Source organism: Streptomyces anulatus, from assembly GCF_000721175.1.
GTDB lineage: Bacteria > Actinomycetota > Actinomycetes > Streptomycetales > Streptomycetaceae > Streptomyces > Streptomyces anulatus_C.
Genome location: NZ_JOEZ01000020.1, coordinates 1 through 19,505, shown reverse-complemented (window position 1 = coordinate 19,505; position 19,505 = coordinate 1). Strand labels below are relative to the sequence as shown.

At 70.7% G+C, this 19,505-nt stretch carries 21 protein-coding genes; 18 read left to right on the top strand and 3 right to left on the bottom strand.

What is annotated here, in order from left to right; genetic code table 11:
- Positions 1–6 precede the first annotated feature (6 nt).
- The 16 genes from IG90_RS0123325 to IG90_RS0123255 all read left to right on the top strand — a co-directional run bounded on the left by IG90_RS0123325 (position 7) and on the right by IG90_RS0123255 (position 13,623).
- Complete coding sequence (locus tag IG90_RS0123325) at positions 7–783, top strand: PspA/IM30 family protein (RefSeq protein ID WP_030587814.1); 777 nt, start codon at positions 7–9, stop codon at positions 781–783.
- On the top strand, positions 780–1,058 hold the full coding sequence (gene pspAA, locus IG90_RS0123320) for a PspA-associated protein PspAA (protein WP_030587811.1): 279 nt from the start codon (positions 780–782) through the stop codon (positions 1,056–1,058). Before IG90_RS0123325 ends, pspAA begins: the two co-directional genes overlap by 4 nt.
- Positions 1,059–1,065: 7 nt before the next feature.
- Positions 1,066–1,989 (top strand): zinc metalloprotease HtpX, encoded by a 924-nt coding sequence (gene htpX / locus IG90_RS0123315; protein ID WP_030587808.1) that lies wholly within the window; start codon positions 1,066–1,068, stop codon positions 1,987–1,989.
- Between the two features lie 26 nt (positions 1,990–2,015).
- Positions 2,016–2,594 (top strand): PspA-associated protein PspAB, encoded by a 579-nt coding sequence (pspAB, locus tag IG90_RS0123310; RefSeq protein WP_030587805.1) that lies wholly within the window; start codon positions 2,016–2,018, stop codon positions 2,592–2,594.
- Positions 2,595–2,633: 39 nt separating this feature from the next.
- A complete protein-coding gene (locus tag IG90_RS0123305; RefSeq protein WP_030587802.1) occupies positions 2,634–3,311 on the top strand; it encodes an ATP-binding cassette domain-containing protein in 678 nt (225 codons plus the stop codon).
- A complete protein-coding gene (locus IG90_RS0123300; RefSeq protein ID WP_030587799.1) occupies positions 3,308–4,798 on the top strand; it encodes an ABC transporter permease in 1,491 nt (496 codons plus the stop codon). Before IG90_RS0123305 ends, IG90_RS0123300 begins: the two co-directional genes overlap by 4 nt.
- A gap of 167 nt (positions 4,799–4,965) precedes the next feature.
- A complete protein-coding gene (locus IG90_RS42315; protein ID WP_030587796.1) occupies positions 4,966–5,379 on the top strand; it encodes a cupredoxin domain-containing protein in 414 nt (137 codons plus the stop codon).
- A 148-nt stretch (positions 5,380–5,527) separates the two neighbouring features.
- Complete coding sequence (locus tag IG90_RS47135; RefSeq protein ID WP_411572644.1) at positions 5,528–5,842, top strand: DUF6153 family protein; 315 nt, start codon at positions 5,528–5,530, stop codon at positions 5,840–5,842.
- A gap of 86 nt (positions 5,843–5,928) precedes the next feature.
- Positions 5,929–6,561 carry a DUF305 domain-containing protein gene (locus IG90_RS0123290; RefSeq protein ID WP_030587793.1) on the top strand — a complete coding sequence of 211 codons (633 nt, stop codon included), beginning with the start codon at positions 5,929–5,931 and terminating at the stop codon, positions 6,559–6,561.
- 108 nt (positions 6,562–6,669) lie between these two features.
- Positions 6,670–7,149 (top strand): YflT domain-containing protein, encoded by a 480-nt coding sequence (locus tag IG90_RS0123285; RefSeq protein ID WP_033894582.1) that lies wholly within the window; start codon positions 6,670–6,672, stop codon positions 7,147–7,149.
- Positions 7,150–7,364: 215 nt separating this feature from the next.
- Entirely contained in the window at positions 7,365–7,979 is a 615-nt protein-coding gene (locus IG90_RS0123280) for a hypothetical protein (RefSeq protein WP_030587787.1), read from the top strand.
- Positions 7,976–9,055 carry a cytochrome b N-terminal domain-containing protein gene (locus IG90_RS0123275; protein WP_078585390.1) on the top strand — a complete coding sequence of 360 codons (1,080 nt, stop codon included), beginning with the start codon at positions 7,976–7,978 and terminating at the stop codon, positions 9,053–9,055. Before IG90_RS0123280 ends, IG90_RS0123275 begins: the two co-directional genes overlap by 4 nt.
- Positions 9,055–9,330: a hypothetical protein gene (locus IG90_RS0123270; protein ID WP_030587782.1), complete on the top strand. Its 276-nt coding sequence runs from the start codon at positions 9,055–9,057 to the stop codon at positions 9,328–9,330. Before IG90_RS0123275 ends, IG90_RS0123270 begins: the two co-directional genes overlap by 1 nt.
- 15 nt (positions 9,331–9,345) lie before the next feature.
- Entirely contained in the window at positions 9,346–11,907 is a 2,562-nt protein-coding gene (locus IG90_RS0123265) for a heavy metal translocating P-type ATPase (RefSeq protein WP_051860228.1), read from the top strand.
- Between the two features lie 44 nt (positions 11,908–11,951).
- A complete protein-coding gene (locus IG90_RS42310) occupies positions 11,952–12,113 on the top strand; it encodes a YHS domain-containing protein (protein WP_078585389.1) in 162 nt (53 codons plus the stop codon).
- A gap of 61 nt (positions 12,114–12,174) precedes the next feature.
- Complete coding sequence (locus IG90_RS0123255) at positions 12,175–13,623, top strand: MFS transporter (RefSeq protein ID WP_209443569.1); 1,449 nt, start codon at positions 12,175–12,177, stop codon at positions 13,621–13,623.
- A 315-nt stretch (positions 13,624–13,938) separates the two neighbouring features.
- On the opposite strand, the gene IG90_RS0123250 is transcribed toward IG90_RS0123255, so the two are convergent.
- Together IG90_RS0123250 and IG90_RS0123245 are read right to left on the bottom strand one after the other, a co-directional pair.
- Entirely contained in the window at positions 13,939–14,214 is a 276-nt protein-coding gene (locus IG90_RS0123250; protein ID WP_030587773.1) for an isoamylase early set domain-containing protein, read from the bottom strand.
- 187 nt (positions 14,215–14,401) lie between these two features.
- Positions 14,402–15,634 (bottom strand): PP2C family protein-serine/threonine phosphatase, encoded by a 1,233-nt coding sequence (locus IG90_RS0123245; RefSeq protein ID WP_030587770.1) that lies wholly within the window; start codon positions 15,632–15,634, stop codon positions 14,402–14,404.
- A gap of 173 nt (positions 15,635–15,807) precedes the next feature.
- Here IG90_RS0123245 and IG90_RS0123240 point away from each other — a divergent pair, with 173 nt between their 5' ends.
- The gene (locus IG90_RS0123240; RefSeq protein ID WP_051860227.1) at positions 15,808–16,293 is read left to right on the top strand and encodes a pyridoxamine 5'-phosphate oxidase family protein; all 486 of its coding nucleotides are present in this window, start codon (positions 15,808–15,810) and stop codon (positions 16,291–16,293) included.
- Between the two features lie 73 nt (positions 16,294–16,366).
- Positions 16,367–17,797, top strand: a complete 1,431-nt coding sequence (locus tag IG90_RS0123235) for a GAF domain-containing protein (protein ID WP_051860226.1) — start codon at positions 16,367–16,369, stop codon at positions 17,795–17,797.
- Positions 17,798–17,985: 188 nt separating this feature from the next.
- Here IG90_RS0123235 and IG90_RS0123230 read toward each other — a convergent pair.
- A partial coding sequence (locus IG90_RS0123230; protein WP_209443568.1) for a hypothetical protein occupies positions 17,986–19,505 on the bottom strand: 1,520 nt, incomplete at its 5' end.

Below are 19,505 nucleotides of genomic sequence, written 5' to 3'. Positions count from 1 at the left end.
GTCGCCATGACCAGTATTTCCCAACGCATCGCCACCTTGTTCCGGGTCAAGGCGAACAAGGCTCTGGACAAGGCCGAGGATCCGCGTGAGGTCCTGGACTACTCCTACGAGCAGCAGAGGGAGATGCTGCAGCGGGTCCGGCGCGGCGTGGCCGATGTGGCGACCAGCCGTAAGCGGGTCGAGCTGCAGGTGAGCCAGTTGCGGCAGTCCGCGGGCAAGCTGCAGGGCCAGGCGGAGCAGGCGCTCGCGGTGGGGCGTGAGGATCTGGCCCGCGAGGCGCTGGCCCGCCGTACGGCAGCGGCCTCGCAGATCGCCGATCTTGAGGGGCAGCAGGCGTCGCTGAAGGAGCAGGAGGAGAAGCTCACCCTTGCCGCGCAGCGTCTGGAGGCGAAGGTGGACGCGTTCCGTACCCGCAAGGAGACGATCAAGGCGACCTACACCGCCGCCGAGGCCCAGACCCGCATCACCGAGGCCGTCACCGGCATCGGCGAGGAAATGGGCGACGTGGGCCTGGCCATGCAGCGCGCCCAGGACAAGACCGAACAGCTCCAGGCACGCGCCGGCGCGCTCGACGAGCTGATCGCCTCCGGCGCGCTCGACGACGCCACCCTGCCGGCCGGACGTGACGACATCCAGGCCGAACTCGAGCGCGTCACCGCGGGCAGCGACGTGGAGATCGAACTGGCCCGGATGAAGGCCCAGCTCCCCGCGTCCGCGACTGCGCGGGCCGTCGAGGCGGGTGGGACCAGGCAGGCACCGCCGGACCAGGAGGCAACGTCATGATCATGCGGATTCTCGGCGAGGGCCAGTACGAGATCACCGAAGAACACCTCGGCCACCTCAACGCATTGGACTCCGACCTGCAATCCGCAGCAGATGCAGGTGACGAGGCGGCGTTCGCCTCTGCCCTGTCGGCCCTGCTGGACGCGGTGCGCAGCCTCGGCACAGGGGTACCGGACGAGCGGATCACGCCGTCCGACCTGGTACTGCCCGACGAGGACACCAGCCTCACGCAGGTGCGCGAGCTGCTGTCCGACGAGGGCCTGATCCCCGGGTGAGTGTGTGATGCGCAGCCGTTTCGAGCCCGACCGGCAGCTGACCGCCCGCATGGTGGTCACGATGTTCCTGCTCGGGCTGGTCTACGTGGCGTTCATCGCCGCGCTCATCGTCCTGCTCAAGTCCGTCGTTCTGGTCGTCGTCATCGCCGCCGCCCTGCTGGGCGCGCAGTACTGGTTCTCCGACCGGATCGCCCTGTACGCCATGCACGGCCGCCTCGTCACACCCGAGGAGCAGCCCCAGCTCCACGGCGTCATCGACCGGCTCTGCGCCACCGCGGACATGCCCAAACCCCGGGTCGCCGTCTCCCACATGGACCTGCCCAACGCCTTCGCCACCGGCCGCAACGCCGACAACGCCGTCGTCTGCGTCACCACCGGCCTCATGCGGCGTCTGGAAACCGAGGAACTCGAAGGCGTCCTCGCCCACGAGCTCTCCCACGTCGCGCACCGCGACGTCGCGGTGATCACCATCGCCTCGTTCCTGGGCGTGATCGCCGGACTCGTCGTCCGCTTCGCCTTCTACTCCCAGCTGTTCGGCGGACGTGGACGCGACCAGAACACCGCCGTCGTCTTCATGGCCGTGATGGCGGTCTCCGCCCTGGTCTACGCGGTCAGCTTCCTGCTCATCCGGGCTTTGTCCCGATACCGCGAACTGGCCGCCGACCGGGCCGCGGCCATGCTGACCGGAAAGCCTTCCGTCCTGGCGTCGGCGCTGACCAAGGTCAGCGGAGACATCGCACGCATCCCCACCCAGGATCTGCGCACCGCCCAGGCGTTCAACGCGTTCTTCTTCACCCCGGCCCTCGGGCCCGGCACGGTGGTGGCGAACCTGTTCTCCACCCACCCCACCCTGGAACGCCGTATCGAGGCGCTCGCCGAGATCTCCGCGCAGCTGGGCGAGGCGGGCGGCGAACCGGGCGCCGGGGCCTGACCGGAAGACCGAAAGGAGCTGGGCGCGTGGGATTCCTGGACGTCCTGTTCGGCCGGTCCAAGCCGGCCCGGCCAGACCTGGATCAGCTCTTCGGCCTGCCCTCAGCGGCGATCACGCTCCAGGCCGCCATCGGCTTCACCCCGACCGGAGCCGGCTCGGTCTGCTTCGCAGCCATCGAAGGCGGGGCGTTCGCGCAGGTCCAGCAGGAGGTACGCGACCTCCTCGACGCGGACACCCAACGCGGCGGCTCGCCGGTGGAGTTCAGCCGCGACACCTACGGATACTCATGGCTTCTCTCCCGCCGCACCTCCGACGAACTGCCCGCTCTCGTGGGCGACCTCCACGCGGTGAACACCGCCCTGCAGGACAGCGGCTTCGGCCCGCAACTGCTCTGCTCCCTGGTCACCTTCCACGACGCCGAGCTGCGGCCCCTCGCCCTGGTCTACCTCTACAAGCGCGGCACCTTCTACCCGTTCGCCCCACTGCCCGGCAACAGGCGCGACAATCCGCTGGAACTCCAGGTCAAGGCCGTGATCAAGGACGACCTGCGGATCGAGCAGGACCTGACCCGCTGGTTCCCGCTCTGGGGCGTGCCCGGCCTGTGACCAGGACGGCCAGTCCCTTCGATCCGGGGAGGTGACCACGTGACACAAGCCGACGGCCGTCCCGAGGACGGGCCGGACACCGACCGTGCGGTGCTGACGGCGGCCGGCATCGAGAAGGCGTACCAGCGCGGCCTGTGGCCGGCCCGCCGCCGTGTGCCGGTGCTGCGGGGCGCGGACCTGACGCTGACCCGGGGTGAGGTGGTCGGCCTGGTCGGTGAGAACGGCTCTGGCAAGAGCACGCTGATGAAGATCCTGGTCGGGGCCCTGGCCTCCGACGCCGGGACCGTGACCCGCAGTGGCAGGCTCGGCTACTGCCCCCAGGAGCCGATCCTCTACGAACGCCTCACCTGCGACGAGCATTTCGAGCTGTTCGGCCGCGCCTACGGCCTGTCCCGGGAAGCGGAGGCGCGCGCCCGCCGGGAGATCTACGCGGCGCTCGGCTTCGAACGCTACGCCACCACCCGTACGGACCGGCTGTCCGGCGGGACCTTGGCCAAGCTGAATCTGGGCCTGGCGCTGCTCGCCGACCCAGAGGTTCTGTTGCTGGACGAGCCGTACGCCGGCTTCGACTTCGACACCTACCTCAAGTTCTGGGACCTGGTGGCGGAGCGGCGCCAGGCGGGACGCACGGTGCTGATCATCAGTCACTTCGTCACCGACCAGGAGCGTTTCGACCGGATCGTGGAGCTGCGCGACGGGCAGGCGGTGGAGCGATGACCGGCCGGCCGATCGCCCGCCGGTTTCTGATCGACGCCGCCCGTACCCCCGTCAACGTGCTGACGCTCGTCCTGGTGCCGGTGGTGTTCGTGGCGGTGGCTTCGGGCCCGATGGCGGATGCCGCCGAGTTGCTCGGCGGCCCCGGGGGACCGGCGGTGCAGACCGCGACGGCTGGCTGGGCCGCCGGGTTCATCGCCGCCGTCGCCATGTACTTCCAGATGCGTGCGGCCCGCGCCGCCGACCGCCGCTTGGTCCTGGCCGGCCTCGCCCCCTCCCGGCTGGTCGCCGCCCGCATGGCCACCGGTCTGGTCCTCGCGCTGCTGGCCGCCACCACCGCCCTGGTGACCTTGCAGCTGCGCACGGGCATCGACGAGCCGGGCCGGGTGGTGGCCGGGACGCTCATGTTCGCCCTGATCTACCTGGCCATCGGCGCTCTCATCGGCGTTCTGGTCGCGAACCCGGTCAACGGCATGGTCCTGGTGCTGTTCGTCTGGATCCTGGATGTGTTCTTCGGCCCGGCGATCGGCTCGGCGGACCGGCCGGTCACCCGGATCCTGCCGACCCACTTCGTGACCCTGTGGATGATCGAGCTGCCCTCCCAGCACGCGGGGCGGCTCGGCGATCTCGGCTGGGCGCTGGCATGGGTCGTAGCCGCGACCGCCGTCGGCTGGGCGGTGATCACGGCAACCATCCGTATCGCCCGGCCCCGCCACCGTCACACGCCGGGGTCGGCCGCCGACCAAATCCCCGCCGGGCTGCGGGCGGGCCTGCGGGAAGCCGGACGCAACCGTGTCCTGTGGGTGCTGCTCGTCGCCGTACCGGTCGTCTTCGTCCTCCTCGCCGTGGCCACCACACCCGACGAGTCCACCTCGCTGACCGTGCGCGAGCAGGGCCACGCCCTCTCCCAGCAGGTCTGGCTCCCCGACGTCCACGGCGGCACGATGGCCCCGATCGCCATCGCCTCCCTGGCCACCCTCGCCGGACTGTTCACCGTCCTGGACGCCCGCTCCGGCGACCGGCGCCTGGTCCTGGCCGGCTTCCGCCCCAGCCGTCTGCTGACGGTCCGGTTGACCGTGGTCACCCTGCTGGCCCTGCTCGCGACCGCGGCCTCCCTGGCGGTCACGGCGACCGTCTTCACCGCCCGTCAATGGGGCCTCTACATCGCCGCCAGCATCCTCATCGCCCTCACCTACGGTCTCGTCGGCGTCCTGATCGGCCCGGTCTTCGGCCGTGTCGGGGGCGTACTCATAGCCTTTTTGCTGCCCTTCGTCGACGTCGGCATCGAGCAGAGCCCCATGCTGCACCCCCAGCCACCCACCTGGGCACACGCCCTGCCCGGCTACGGCCCAGGCCGCGTCCTCATCGACGCCGCCGTCACCCCCACCTTCGACGAAACCGGCGCCCTGCTCCTCGGCCTCGGCTGGCTCGCCGCCCTCACCGCCGCAGCGGCCGTCATGTTCCGCCGCACTGCCGCCACGACCCGGTGACACCCCGGCCCGTACCAGGCACGGCCCCACGTCGGCTTTCAGGTGAGCCGATACGGCGGATGGCGGTACTGCCCTGGCGGGCGCCACCCTGGCCAGCGACCCTGAGTGCGCGGCCGATCACCAGCCGCGCCCAGCACAAGCAGCCCCTGTCCGAAAGGCCGCCCCGCATGTCACTCACCTCTCCGCGGCGGGGCCGCACCGCCCTTGTGGGAGTAGCCTGCCTGCTGCTCGCGACGGCCAGCTGCTCGAACAGCGGCAACGACAACGGCTACGGCACAGCCCCCACCTCGACCAGCGCAGCCCCCACCACGTCCAGCGCCGTACCCGGCGCGGTGCGCATCGTGATCGAGAACTTCACCTTCAGCCCGGCCGATCTTCAGGTGCGCCCCGGGGCGCAGGTCACCGTCGTCAACCGGGACTCGGCCTCACACACCGTGACCGCCACCGGGGACAAGGCGTTCGACACCGGCACCATCAGGGCCGGTGCGACGGCCACCTTCACCGCGCCGTCCACGCCCGGCAGCTACTCCTACCTGTGCACCATCCACCCGAACATGAAAGGCACCCTCACCGTGACCTGACACCATCACCAGGGCTCCACGCCCGCGCGCCACATGCCGACCTCGCCTACGCTGAAACCGTGAGCCGAGGCGAGCCGAGTGCGTCGCCGCAGCCGGTGCTGCGGCTCACGATGCTGCTGGTGCTTGCCGTACTGACCGGCTGGTGGCCATGCACGGCCTGGGCTCTGCCAGCCTCATGCCGGCGGGCGCTGTCCTGCCGCATTCGGCGCACCAGGCGGTGCCGGCGGCAGCCGCACAGCCATGCGCGTGTCCCGACGACGGCCGTGCGGACAGGCACGCCGGCCACGCCGACCAGATGTGCGCGTCGGGAGCCGTTCCCGGCGCAGTGTTCGTCCCCGCACTGACCGCGTGCGCGCCGAGCGGCATCGACACGCCGGCATCGTCTCCCCTGCCGGTGCCGTACGAGCCGTCTGGAGGGCGCTCCCCGCCCACACTCGCCCAGCTCCAGCTCCTGCGGATCTAGGAATCGCCCCCGCGGTGCGGGGCCCGCTGGGCTCGCCGCCGCACACCGGCATTTCCTCGATCCCCCACGTCCAGGAGCTGTGGACCATGAACGCAACCCCCTTCCGCCTTCGCCGCCGTGCCGCTCTGGCCACCGCTTCAACGGCGGTCGCCGCACTCGCACTGACCGCCTGCGGAGACGACGGCAACAGCAGCGCGACCAGCGCCCCGCCGCCCGCCACTGCCTCCGCCCCGGCCACCGTCCCCACGGGCGAGCACAACCAGGCCGACGTCACCTTCGCCCAGGGCATGATCCCGCACCACCGCCAGGCCATCCTCATGTCCGAGATGGCCCAGACCCACGCCGCCTCCGACGAGGTGAAGGCCCTCGCCGCGAAGATCAAGAAGGCGCAGGACCCGGAGATCGCCACCATGACCGGCTGGCTGAAAGCCTGGGGCGAGAAGGTCCCCACGGGCATGGACGGCATGGACGGTGGGGACCACGACGGCTCCGGCATGATGGACGACCAGCGCATGGACATGCTGCGCGGTGCCTCCGGCACAGCCTTCGACACCATGTTCCTCACCATGATGATCGAGCACCACGAGGGCGCGGTCGAGATGGCCAAGACCGAGAAGGCCGAAGGCGCCTACGGCCCAGCCAAGACGCTCGCCGACGACATCATCACCGCCCAGACCACCGAGATCGCCCAGATGAAGACGATGCTGGGCAAGAGCTGACCCACAAGGGCGGGCAGGCGGCATGCCGCCTGCCCCACCGGCGGCCTGCGGCCCGGCGGCCAAGAGGCAGGGCACAGGCCAGTCATCCCCGAGCAGAGGGAGTCTTTGATGACCGAGCAGTCGCCTACCGCGGCGGTGGACCGTCCTGTTGTCGGCTCGTACCCGACCTGCACCGGTGCCCAGCGCGCGGTCGACTTCCTGTCCGACAGCAAGTTCCCGGTGGAGCGCACCGCGATCATCGGTACAAACCTGCGCATGGTCGAGACCGTCCTTGGACGCCTCACCCGCCTCCGGGCCACCCTGGCCGGCGCCGGCAGCGGCGCCTGGTTCGGACTGCTGATCGGGCTGCTGCTGTCGCTGTTCGCCGCCGGCAGCCACCACGTCCTGGTACTGGTCGGCAGCGGGCTGCTGTACGGCGCGGCGTTCGGCGCGGTCTTCGGTTTCGCGGGCCACTCGCTCAGCGGCGGCCACCGCGACTTCGCCTCCCGCAGCCAGATCGTGGCCGCCCGCTACGACGTGGTCGCCGACGCGGAGGTCGCCGAAGAGGCCAAGAACCTGCTCATCAAACTCGGCTGGCGCGAAGACTGACCGTGCCGCGGCCGGAGAACGGCGGGACACCGTGCAGGGCTCGCCGGCATCGACCGGCCACGCGCCGCCGACGTCCTCGCGGCGTTGTGCTCGCTCGGGTGAACGGCCAGGCAGGTCGGCGGGTCAGAGACCGGAAACCCTCCTCGGATCACCCACACTCGGCTGGTGCTGGTCAAGCAGGGGCCGTGTCCCTGACGCCACGAAAGGCAATCGTCATGCGCAAGGACCCATCCAGCCCGAAGGTGACCGTGCGGCGGCGGGCGTGTCTCCTCATCCCCGCCCGGCGTCCTGCCGGCCTGGCAGACGCGGCAGTTGCTCTGCTCCTCCTCGCCGTGCCCGGCGTCGCCTGGGCGGACGAGATGGAGAGCGAGGAGGCGCCGGTGCTGGTCGAGCAGGCCATCGCCCTGATCGCCAACGACGCCGGTGAGGAACGAGTCGCCGAACGGATCCAAGACGCCCTGGAGGCCCCGGACAAGGAGGGCGTCGATCTCAGCCTGGTGGGCAAGGCCCTTGATGTCGTCGAGCGTCCGGGCCAGGACGAGGCCAATCTGCGGGAGGCCCGCGAGCTCCTGTTGAAGTCGCTGGACGGCAAGCTGCCGTCCGCTCCGGCACCGGGGCGCTTCGCGACGGCCACCGAGACCGGCACAAGCGTGGTGCTGGATGAATTCCGGCCTGCACGGGGCATCGCCGATGCCGGGGACGCGACCCTTCTCGCGCTGGCCCTGGCCGTGATCGTGCTCGGGCTGTGGCTGTCGGTACGGCTACGCCCCCCTCACAGCATCCGGGAACTCGAGCGCCGCTCCAACGAGGAAGGGGGCCGAGACCGATGACCGACGACGCGACCACGCCGGCCCCCGCGGCCTCAGCGCGGCCGGCCCAACGCGGCCGGTTCCATCGCGCCGTCGACGCGATCGACGAACGCATGGGCCTCAAGGCGCTGACCTACCCGGTACCCGAGCACGCCAACAACCTGGCCTGGAGTCTGGGCGGCATCACCGCCGTGGCGTTCGTGATCCTGCTGGCCACCGGGATCTACATCGCGCAGTTCTACTCGCCGATCCCGGAGGACGCCAACCAGTCGGTGCGTGATCTGGTGAGCGACGTGTGGCTGGGCTCGTTCGCCCGCGGCCTGCACTACTGGGCGGCGCAGGCCATGTTCGTCACGGCGCTGCTGCACCTGCTGCGGGTGTTCTTCCACGCCTCCTACAAGAAGCCGCGCGAGGGCAACTGGGTCGTCGGCGCTGCGATGTTCCTTCTCACCTTCCTCGCCGTGTTCACCGGCACCGTCCTGAAGTGGGACCAGGAGGGATACGAGGCCCTGATCCACAACCTGGACGTGGCCGAACTGCTCGGCGGGGCAGGCATCTGGTTCAGCGAGGAGCTCACCGACCGGGTGCCGATCCTGCTGCGCCTGTACAGCGCGCACGCGGTGATCATCCCCGGTCTGGTCCTGCTGCTGTTCGTGTGGCACGCGCTCCTGGTCAAGCGGCACAAGATCTCGCCGCATCCCGAGATCGAGCTGCCCGAGGTCGAATCGCCCGAGCCGTTCACCGCACACCTCAAGCGGGTGGCCGCGTTCGGGCTGGTGCTGCTGGGCGTGCTGTCGCTCCTCGGCGTGCTGGTGCCCCCCGTGGTCGGCCCGACCCCGGTCGCCGGGATCGAGGTCACCCGCCCGCTGTGGATGTTCTGGTGGTTCTTCCCGATGGAGCAGTGGTTCGGCGTCGCCTCCATTGCCTACGTCATCGCGGGCGTCTTCGCACTGATCTTCCTCGTGCCCTTCCTCGACCGCGGCCCCAAGCGGCACTGGCGCGAACGCAAACTCGCCCTCGGCACCGCCCTCGTGCTGCTGCTCGCGCTCGCCGCGATCACGATCCAGGTCTGGATCGCCAACCCGAAGGGCCACTGATGACCGCCACCGCCACCGCCCTGCGGCGCGCGCGACGCTGGTTCTGGGCGCTCACCACCACCGCCGTCCTCGCGACGGGCGTGCTGTACGAGGCGCTCCGCTCTGCTCCCGGACCCGGCACCGGCCTGCTCGTACTTGCCAGCGCCCTGGTACTGGCCGCGTCCGCAGTCCAGGCCGCGCGGATTCTGACCGTACTCACCAGCCCGCCCCGCCTGCCGACATGGCGACGCACCCCAGGCTCCCAGCCGGCTGACCACGGCGGACACGAACGCTGAAGGGAGGGATCGACGGTGTCCGACTCCGCACATGAACACGGCCATCATGCGCATCCCCCGGCCGCCCCGGGCAAGGAGCGCAGTACCGCCGTGCTGGATGTACGCGGCCTGGCGTGGGCCTCGCAGCAGAGCACGGTCACCACCGTGCTGGGGCGGCGGCCCGGTGTCCTGGACGTCGAGGTCAACCCGGTCGCGCAGTCGGCGACAGTCGTCTTCGACCCGCGGCGTACCTCTCTGGCCGAGCTGCGCGGCTGGGTGACCGCATGCGGCTACCACTGCGCCGGCCAGTCGGTGCCCGCCCATGTGTGCGACCCGATGGCCGAACCCGACCCGCCCGCCGTCGAGATGCTCCACGGGCGCGCCGGGCACGAGCACGGGGCAGGCGCTGCTGCCGTACTGCCCGAGCCCGCCGCACCGGCACGAGCGGCGCACGCGGAACGCGCCGAGGCCCCGGCCCCACCGGAGGGGATGCCGTCGCCACACGAGGTCATGGGCCACGGCGGGCACGGCGAGATGTCGATGGCCTCAATGGTCGCCGACATGCGCAACCGCTTCCTGGTGGCGCTGCTGTTCTCCATCCCGATCGTGGTCTGGTCGCCGATCGGCGAGGACGTCTTCGGCTGGCACGCCCCCGTACCCTTCGGCCTGCGCCAGGACGTGTGGGCGCTGCTGCTGAGCCTGCCGGTGATCTTCTACTCGTGCACGATCTTCTTCGGCGGCGCCGTGCGGGCCCTGCGGGCCCGCACCCTGGACATGATGGTGCTGGTCGCGGTCGCCGTCGGCGCCGGCTGGCTGTACTCCCTCATCGTCACCCTCACCGGCGGCGGAGACGTCTTCTACGAGGCGGCCACCGTGCTGGCCTCCTTCGTCCTGCTCGGCCACTGGTTCGAGATGCGCGCCCGCGGCGGCGCCAACGACGCCATCCGCACCCTTCTCGACCTCGCCCCGCCCAAGGCCCTGGTCGTACGCGAGGGCGAACCGGTCGAGATTCCCACCGCCGAGGTGATGGCCGGGGACCTGCTGCTGGTCCGCCCCGGAGCCAAGATCGCCGTCGACGGTCTGGTCGAGGAGGGGGAGAGCGAGGTCGACGAGTCGATGGTCACCGGGGAGAGCCTGCCCGTACACAAGGCCCCCGGCTCGCCGGTCGTCGGCGCGACCATCAACGCCAACGGCACGCTGCGGGTACGGGCCACCAAGGTCGGCGCCGACACGGCGCTGGCCCAGATCGTCAAACTCGTCCAGCAGGCCCAGAACTCCAAGGCCCCCGGCCAACGGCTCGCCGACCGGGCGGCGTTCTGGCTGGTCTTCGTCGCCCTGCTCGGCGGAGCGGCGACGCTGGCCATCTGGCTGCTGGCCACCGACCGCACTCTGGGCACCGCAATGCTGTTCGCCATCACCGTCGTGGTCATCACCTGCCCGGATGCCCTGGGCCTGGCCACCCCCACCGCGATCATGGTGGGGACCGGCCTCGGTGCGAAACGCGGAGTGCTGTTCAAGAACGCCGTCGCCCTGGAGGCATCCGCCGGCATCCAGACCGTCGTCATGGACAAGACCGGCACCCTGACCAGGGGCGAACCGGAGGTCACCGACGTGATCACCGCTCCGGGGACCGATGAGGCCGATCTGCTGCGGCTGGTCGCGGCGGTCGAGCGGGAGTCCGAGCACCCGCTGGCCGAAGCCGTTGTCCGCCACGCCCTGGCACGCTCCGTTGAGGCTGCGAGTGCCCGGCACTTCGAGAACGTTCCCGGTCACGGCGCGACGGCCGTCGTCGACGGCCACCGCGTCGCGGTCGGCAACCGCCGCCTGGCGATGCGCGAAGGCGTCGACCTCGGCCCACTGGCTACCCGGCGCGAGCAACTGGCCGCCACCGGCCGCACCGTCGTCATCGCCGCAATCGACGGCCAGGCGGCAGGACTGATCGGCATCGCCGACGCCCCCCGGGAGACCTCCGCCGCCGCCGTGAGTGAACTGCACGCGCTCGGCGTCGAGGTCGTCATGCTCACCGGCGACAACCAGGCCACCGCCCAGCGGATCGCGCAGCACCTCGGCATCGACACCGTCATCGCCGAGGTCCTCCCCGGCGACAAGGCCGCCAAGATCTCCGAACTTCAGCGCGGCGGCCGCAAGGTCGCCATGGTCGGCGACGGCGTCAACGACGCCCCCGCCCTCGCCCAGGCCGACCTCGGCATCGCCATCGGAGCCGGCACCGACGTGGCCATCGAGACCGCCGACCTCGTCCTGATGCGCTCCGACCCCCTCGACGTGCCGACCGCGTTGCGCATCGGCCGCGGCACCCTGCGCAAGATGCGGCAGAACCTCGGCTGGGCCATCGGCTACAACGCCATCGCACTGCCCATCGCCGCAGGCGTCTTCGAGCCCGCCCTCGGCCTGGTGCTGCGGCCGGAGATCGCCGCGCTGTCCATGTCCGGGTCCAGCATCATCGTCGCCGTCAACGCCCTCGCCCTCAAACGCCTCCGCCTGCCACAGGCGGCAACGTCCCGCTCACCATCACTGCCCGGCACCCCCGCAGCCCCCGGCACGGGGAACGGCCATGACAGCGGCCACCCCAGCACCTGACCTCGGCAACCCCCAGGACTCAACACCGCACCAAGGAGAAGGACATGGCAGCCACAACCACCGATCCGGTCTGCGGCATGACCGTCGAAGACTCGCCCACCACGCCCCGCACCACCTACCAGGGGCGCACATACCTCTTCTGCAGCGCAGCCTGCAAGGACCGCTTCACCGCCGACCCGGACCAGTACACGGAACAGGAACGATGACGGGCGCGGCTTCTCTGCGGGCGACGCCTCAGTGGGTCGCAACGACGCCGGTGCCGTCCCGGTGAAAGAGGACACGGCCGCCGGCACCGGCGCCCGAGGCGGCCTGCCCGAGGCGACGCGAGGGAGCCACAGCCAGTGGCTCCTCCTCGCGGCGGTCTCCCTCGCCTGGTTCCTGGTGCTGCTCGACGACACCGCGGTGGCCATCGCGCTGCCCTCGCTCAGCCGTGACCTCAGCCTCGGCCTGGCAGGGCTGGAATGGGTCGTCAACATCTACACCCTCACGTTCGCCGTACTCACGCTGTGGGGCGGCATGCTCGCCGACCGGCACGGCGCACGGCCGGTCTTCCTCACCGGACTGGCCATCTTCGTGGGCCTCTCCCTCGGGGCCGCCCTCTCGCCGACCGGCAGCGTCCTGATCGGCATGCGTGCCGGCCAGGGCGCGGGAGCGGCACTGATGGGACCGGCCGCCCTCGCCCTGTTGTGCACGTCCTTCGCTGGACCGCGCCGAGCGCTGGCCCTGGGCGTATGGTCCGGCGTCGGCGCCACCGCCCTGGCCATCGGCCCCCTGCTCGGCGCCATGCTCACCGACGCCTTCGGCTGGCGCTCGATCTTCTTCCTCAACGTCCCACTCGGCATCCTCATGCTGATCATCACCCGCGCGGTACTGCCGAGAAGAGCTCAACGCACTGGTCGCCCAGGCAAGATGGACATCGCCGGAGGCATCACCTCGGGACTCGGCCTGTCGGCCCTGATCTTCGGCCTCACCCAGGCCAACGCCTACGGATGGGGATCAGTCGCGCTGTGGGGCGTGATGGGCCTCGCAGTGGCCGGCTTCACCGTCTTCGCCCTGATCGAACGACGCGTCAGCACACCGCTGTTGGACCGGACCCTGCTGCGGCTCCCCAACGTCCTGACCGCCAATCTCCTGGGCCTGGCCAGCCTCGCCGTCATGTGCAGCCTGTTCTTCTTCCTCTCCCTCTACCTCCAGTTCGCCACCGGTTTCTCACCCGTGCGGGCCGGGGTGGCACTGCTGCCGCTGAGCCTCCTCGTCGCCGTGGTGGCGCCGGTCGCCGGATGGCTGGTCTCCCGAACGGGCGCCCGCATCCTGATCGGCGCGGGAATGACATTGACAGCGGCCGGGCTCTTCACACTGGCCGGCATCAACCCCGGATGGGGAACACAGCAGCTGCTGCCCGGACTTGTGATCGCCGGCGTCGGAATCGGGCTGGCCACCACACCGATCACCACAGCCGCGATGGGCGCCGTGCCGGCGGAGCGCACAGGCATCGCCAGCGGCACCCTGAACGCCTCCAGAATGATCGGCCTCTCCCTGGGAATCGCGATCATGGGCGCCATCGTCGCGGCCCAGTGGCCGGGCGACCTGGCCGACTCCGGAGTCGACCCCCAGGCGTTCACCGACGGCATCGCCATCGGATTCCAGGTCAACGCCGCGATCGCGCTCGCCGCCGCCCTCCTGGCTGCCGTGGCCATCCGCACCCCCCATCGGTGACCATCGCAGCACTCAACGCCCGACGAACCGCCGCGGCCACGCGTGGCCTGATCCCATCGCGCCCAACAACCCTCCGACGACAAACGCGACCCGCGTGCGGGCGCCCGCTCGGCTGGTCACGGCGGAGGCGCCGGACTCGCCGCCGGTCCGTCGACCGAGCCGGCCTCGTCCGGGAATGATCCCCGCGGCAGCCGGGAGCCCGCCACACGGGCACAGGCTCCCGGGGATGGCCCGGCCGGTCAGCGCAGGCGCGGTGGCCCGCTCTTCCCGGCGGGGGCCGGGTGACGCGTGCTTCCGAGCCGCTGTGCCGCCGGGTCAGGTGTGCAGACGGCTGTTGGGGCCGTCCTGCCCGTCGGCATGGTCGTCGTTGAACCAGTAGTCCCCAGCGGCCAGGTAGCGGAACGCGTGGACTTGGTTCCCGGGCAGCGCAAGAGTGACGGCGCGCGTGCCGTTCTTGCGCGGGGTGAGGGTGTGGGCGCCGGGTTGCCAGTTGTTGAAGTCACCGACCACGCTGACCGGCCCGGGCGGGTCGTCGGCGGGCAGAACGAAGGTGACTTCGGTGCGATCCTTGCGCTGCCTTCGTTCCAGCATGGGCGGGTTCCTTCCAGCGGTCCAGGGAGTTACGGGTGCTGCCCATCCTGGTGCGTGAACCCGTCGCGGGCTCGCGGGCTCCGCCATCCAGCGCCGGCCGCCACCCGGATTGAGCAACCTCGGTGATTCGTGCCGTCGGCGGACGGCCCTCTCACCCCCGTTGAAATGCCACCGGGGTGCGGCCCGCCTACAAGCTGATGATGACCAGGGCGGTGTCGTCGGTGACGCCGGCAGGCGGGATCAGGTCGGCAAGGAGGGCGTCGGCGAGTGCCTCAGGGGCGGCGGTGTGGTGGCGGGTGAGGGAGTCGGCGAGGCGGTGAAGGCCGGTGTCGATGTCTTCGTGGCGGCGTTCGACGAGTCCGTCGGTGTACAGGACGAGGGTGGAGCCGTCGCTGAACGCGGTCTGCGCTTGAGGGCGGGGAGCGTGTTCGGGACGGGCACCGAGTGGGGGGTCGGTGGCCTGGTCGAGGAAGGCGACGGTCCCATCGGGGTGAAGAAGGGCGGGCGGGGGCTGCCCGGCGCTGCTGTAGGTGAGGGTGTGGTCGTCGCAGTCGATGAAGACTGCTGCCGCTGTGGTGGACTCGGCGCCGTCGACGGACCGGGCGTACAGGTCGAGGACCTCGAGGGCCTGGGCGGGTCCTGCGGCGACGCGGGAAGCGGCGGACAGCGCGCTGCGCAGCTGGCCCATGACCCCGGCCGCTCGAAGGCCGTGGCCCACGACGTCACCGACAGCGACCGCGATGCGGTCGCCACCGGGCAGGTCGGCGAGGTCGTACCAGTCCCCGCACACGTTCAGGGCGCCGGTTGCGGGCCGGTAGCGCACGGCGGCCGGGTGGTGTCCGAGCAGGCGGGGCGGGGGCAGCATCGCTTCTTGCAGGTGGAGGGCGACTTCGCGTTCGCGGGCGTGAGCCTGGCGCAGGCGTTCGTTGACTTCTTGCAGTTCCCGGGCGCGGGTGTACAGCTCGGCTTCCAGGACCTGGGCCCGGTCCCCGCCACCGCGCGTGCCGCGGGCGCGGATGAGTTCGGTGACCTCCTCCACCCGGTGCAGCAACAGCACCACGGTGCCGTCCATGCCGAGGACAGGGACGTTGACCGGGCTCCAGTAACGCTCATCCCACACCCCGGGCCGGTCGGGGTACTCCACGTCGTACCGCTGCAAGGCCATGGTGTCGCGCTCCCCCGTGGCCGCGACCCGCCGCAGGGAGGCGTACAGGTTGCGCATACCGGTCGCCCCTGGATCGTTGGGGTTGTCGGGGAAGACGTCGAACAAGTAGCGGCCCACCACCTGCTCACGGGTGCGCCCGGACATGGACAGGAACGCCTCGTTGGCGTCCGCGTACACCAAGTCGGTGGTCAGCAGCGCGACCGCGCCGGGCAGAGCCTGAAAGACGGCCTGGTAGTCGATTACGGGTCCATCCACGATCCACCTGCCCGCGCGACACGGCTTCGATCCTGCGGTCCTCTCACCATAGGCAGGACCGGCCGCACAGGCCCGGTCACAACGCCGCCTGGGGTGCGGCGGGGCCGTTCGGTCCCACACAGGGCCCGTCTGCCCCCTACACGCACGGCGGCAGGCGGCGAAATATGGCGGATATGAACGACGTCCTGTCCTTGACAGGCGACCTGGCGCGCCGACGGTGCATGGAACTGCTGCGTGACGGCGGCTACGGCCGGGTGGCGGTCACCGAGCGGGCACTGCCGGTGATCGTGCCGGTGAACTACTGCCTGACCGCCAGTGACGAGGTGGTGATCGGTGCCGGGTCCCGCGCCGGGCTCACCCAGACCGCGGGGGACACGGTGGTCTGCTTCGAGGCCGGCGGGCAGGACACGACCGCCGGTCACGCCTGGAGCGTGACCGTCACCGGATACGCCCGCCCCCTCACCGACGGTCAACGTCTGCGCGTGGTGAGTGCGCGCTGGCTGCCCCAGCCGGACGAGCCGCTGCTGCGTCTGGCCACGACAGAGGTCACCGGCCGCGTCTTCCCCCTCCTCGACCGCTCCGCCGACGGCCAGGCCGACCCCCTGCCCTGGCCGGGCGGCGCCCCCGCCCCCCCCAGCCTCCCGGCAGCCCCGATATGACCGGCCTGCCCCCGAGTACCCGCAGCCTTAGCCTGGAAGAGCGAAGTCATGCCGCACCCCAGGGAGGCCACCGGTGGGCGAGCCATCGACCACGGAGCCCGAACCCGGCACCGGCAAGCAGGCCGGCGGCGCCCCCAGCCTGCTGCACTTCCCCGACCCCGCCCGCCTCGCCCTCGACCGCGCCGTCCAAGACCTGGTCACCCTCGCCGGGGAGGTACTGCGCACCGAAGGACGCCTCCAAGATTTGCTGCGCGCCGTCCTGGCGGTCACCACCGATGTCAGCTCCCCCAACGTGCTGCGCCACTTGGTAAGCGCCGCCCAGGAACTGACCGACGCCCGCTACGCCGCCCTCGGCGTCCTTGGTGCCGATGGCCGCCTGTCCCAGTTCGTCCACACAGGGATGGACGAGGCAAGCGTCCGCGAGATCGGACACTGGCCCGAAGGCAAAGGCGTCCTCGGCACCCTGGGCCAGGGCCGGAAACCGCTGCGCTTGGACGACATCGGCAGCCACCCCGAATCCGTCGGGTTCCCGCCCGGCCATCCGCCGATGAACACCTTCCTCGGCACCCCCATCCGGGTACGCGGGCAGGTCTTCGGCAACCTCTACCTCGCCGACAAACACGGCACCGGCCCCGCCCCGGAGCCGTTCACCACCGAGGACGAGGAACTACTGCAAGCCCTGGCCGCCGCGGCCGGAGTGGCCATCGACAACGCCCGCCTGTTCGGCCTGGCCCGTCAGCGCGAAGCCTGGCAGCACGCCACAGCCAGTATCACCGCCGCCCTCCTCGCCGGCATCGACACCGACGAGGCCCTGGAGCTGATCACCGAACACGCACGGACGACAGCCAACGCCGACCTCGCCGCCGTCGCCCTGCCCCACACCCCCGACACCTTGGTGATCCACGTGGCCACCGGCCACGACGCCGAACATCTGACCGGACAGCAACTGCCTGTCCACACATCTCTGTGCGGCAAAGTGATGTCCGACCGCAAACCCATAGTCAGCCCCGACATGGCCGCCGACGAACGCGCCCACACCGCCGGCGCCGCCTGGTCCACCGCGCTCGGCCCTGCCATGCTCGCCCCGCTCACCAACGGAGGCACGCCGGCCGGGGTCCTGTTCGTCACCCGCCACCCCGGACGGGAAGGCTTCGACACCGAACAGCTCACCATGATCGGCACCTTCGCCGCCCACGCCGCTCTCGCCCAGCAACTCGCCCGCCAGCGCACCAACGCCGAAGAACTCACCCGCCTTCACGACCACGACCGCATCGCCCAGGGCCTGCGCGACCGCGTCATCGAGCAGATCTTCGCTGTCAGCCTCACTCTCAACAGCCTGGCCACCACCCTCACCCCCGAACAGCAGCAACAGCTCATGCGCACCGTCGGCCGCCTCGATGACATCATCCGCGACATCCGCAACACCGTGTTCAGCCTGCAACACCACCCCGAACAGAACACGGCCGAGACCTCCGGCGACCCTGTCGACCACCAGAGCGAGTAAGCCCCGGGGCGCACAACCCGCCCACCCCGGTACGACGGATGCGACGCCTCCGGCCCTCGCTTCACAGCCCGTCAGCCACCCGCCTCCGCCTCACGGTGAGCCGACACGACTGGCCATCCTTGCCCCGCGCACCCCGCCCGACTGACCACTCGAGCGCCTCAGCACGTGATTCCCGCCGCCCCCGCCCCTCACACAGAGGCCGCATTCGGCTCGCCCTTGCGGTCGCATTGCACGGCGAGACGGGCGGCATACACGTTGAGCCGGCGGCGGAGCTCGAGCCGTCCGGCTTTCTGGTTGGCCGGGGTGAGGAACTGGGCAACCTGGTCGACCAGCAGCCTCCTGTCCTGGCGGGAAAGAGCCGCCGTCGCAAGAAGAGGGCAGTTGAGATGCTCGGACTGGGTGACCTCAACCCAGACGAGAACCGTGGCAAAGTCAGGCTCTTGCCGCGCCAGGCGGCCGAGCTTGGGAATCCCGTTGCACAATTCGGGCCAATCGCGAGCCGGCATCTGCCAAGTGGCCATGGTGCGACGCCGTCGTGCGTAGTTGACCCGGTGGGGGTTGCTGTCGAGCCCGGCGGCGATCCGCTCGACGCCGGCTTCGAACTCTTCCCAGAGATTGCCTGGCATCGCCCCGTCGAGTACGGCGAGCGTCCCGGCGGCCGAGCCCCGCGGCATGCCCAGCGTTTCGGCGCATTCGGCCCAGGTGCCGCCGGCGGTCATCTCCATCAGTTTCAGGGATGCTGCTCGCCGCAGGTGGCGCACGGTCCCGCTGTTGACCTGCAACATGTCGTCGATGAGGTGAGCGAGATGGTCGTCGAACCAGGCTTGCGGCAGCAGCTGCGGGACCTCCTCGGGGCTGAAGGCGCAGTCCCGTGAGGGAACGCGCAGGCGACCGGGTCCACGGCTGCTGCCGCCGGCGTGGAAGATCTGACGTCGCCGGACCAGGGCGCGGGCCAGGGACGCGGAAACCTTCGTGCCTCGCAGGATTTGGTAGGCACGCTTCGAAGATCGCTCGTAGGCCGCCTGTACCAGTGGCTGGACACGTTCTCGCAGGGACGACGGCTCGCGATCGCCGAGGAGGGTGTCAGCAGCAAGGAGGAGGGATCCGCACGTTGCCGGGTCACTCGGGGCCGGCCGCAGGTCCGCCATCCGCAGGTACTTGCTGGTGGTGGCCAAGGGCCCGTCTAGGACCGCGGTGAACGGTGTGGCGTGGGCGTCGATGAGAGCGGCTGTCGCGTGCGTGGGCGAGAGATCGGCGCCGGCAGGCCAGCTGAGCTTGATCAACTGGGCGGCGAGGATGAGGTCAGGGAAGGGATCGCCCGGCTCTCCGGCAGTGGGTTCGGCAGGGGCTGGTGCGAGCCGCCGGTCCAGGCGTTCCTGCAGGTCGATCAGGCGGGCTCGCTCCGTCGCGGACAGGTGGCTTCCGCTGGTCTGAGGAGCCGTGTCCAGCCGGGCCCCGCAGACGTCCCTGCGTTTCCCGGCAGCGCGTTGCTCCGGCGTCGGGTTGCGGCACTGCAGAGGGTGGAGGTCGTCGCGCTGTGGTTCCCGGATCAGGCTGCCTCGGTTCTGGGTGGCTCCGCCGAGCACGTTTCCGCATTTCGGGCAGATCACAGGAGCCTGAACGTGTGCTCGAGATCGAATCTGCGGAGGAACGACTGCCACCAGCGCTCCACGTCCACCGGTGTGGCGGCGGTGGCTGAGCACCACAG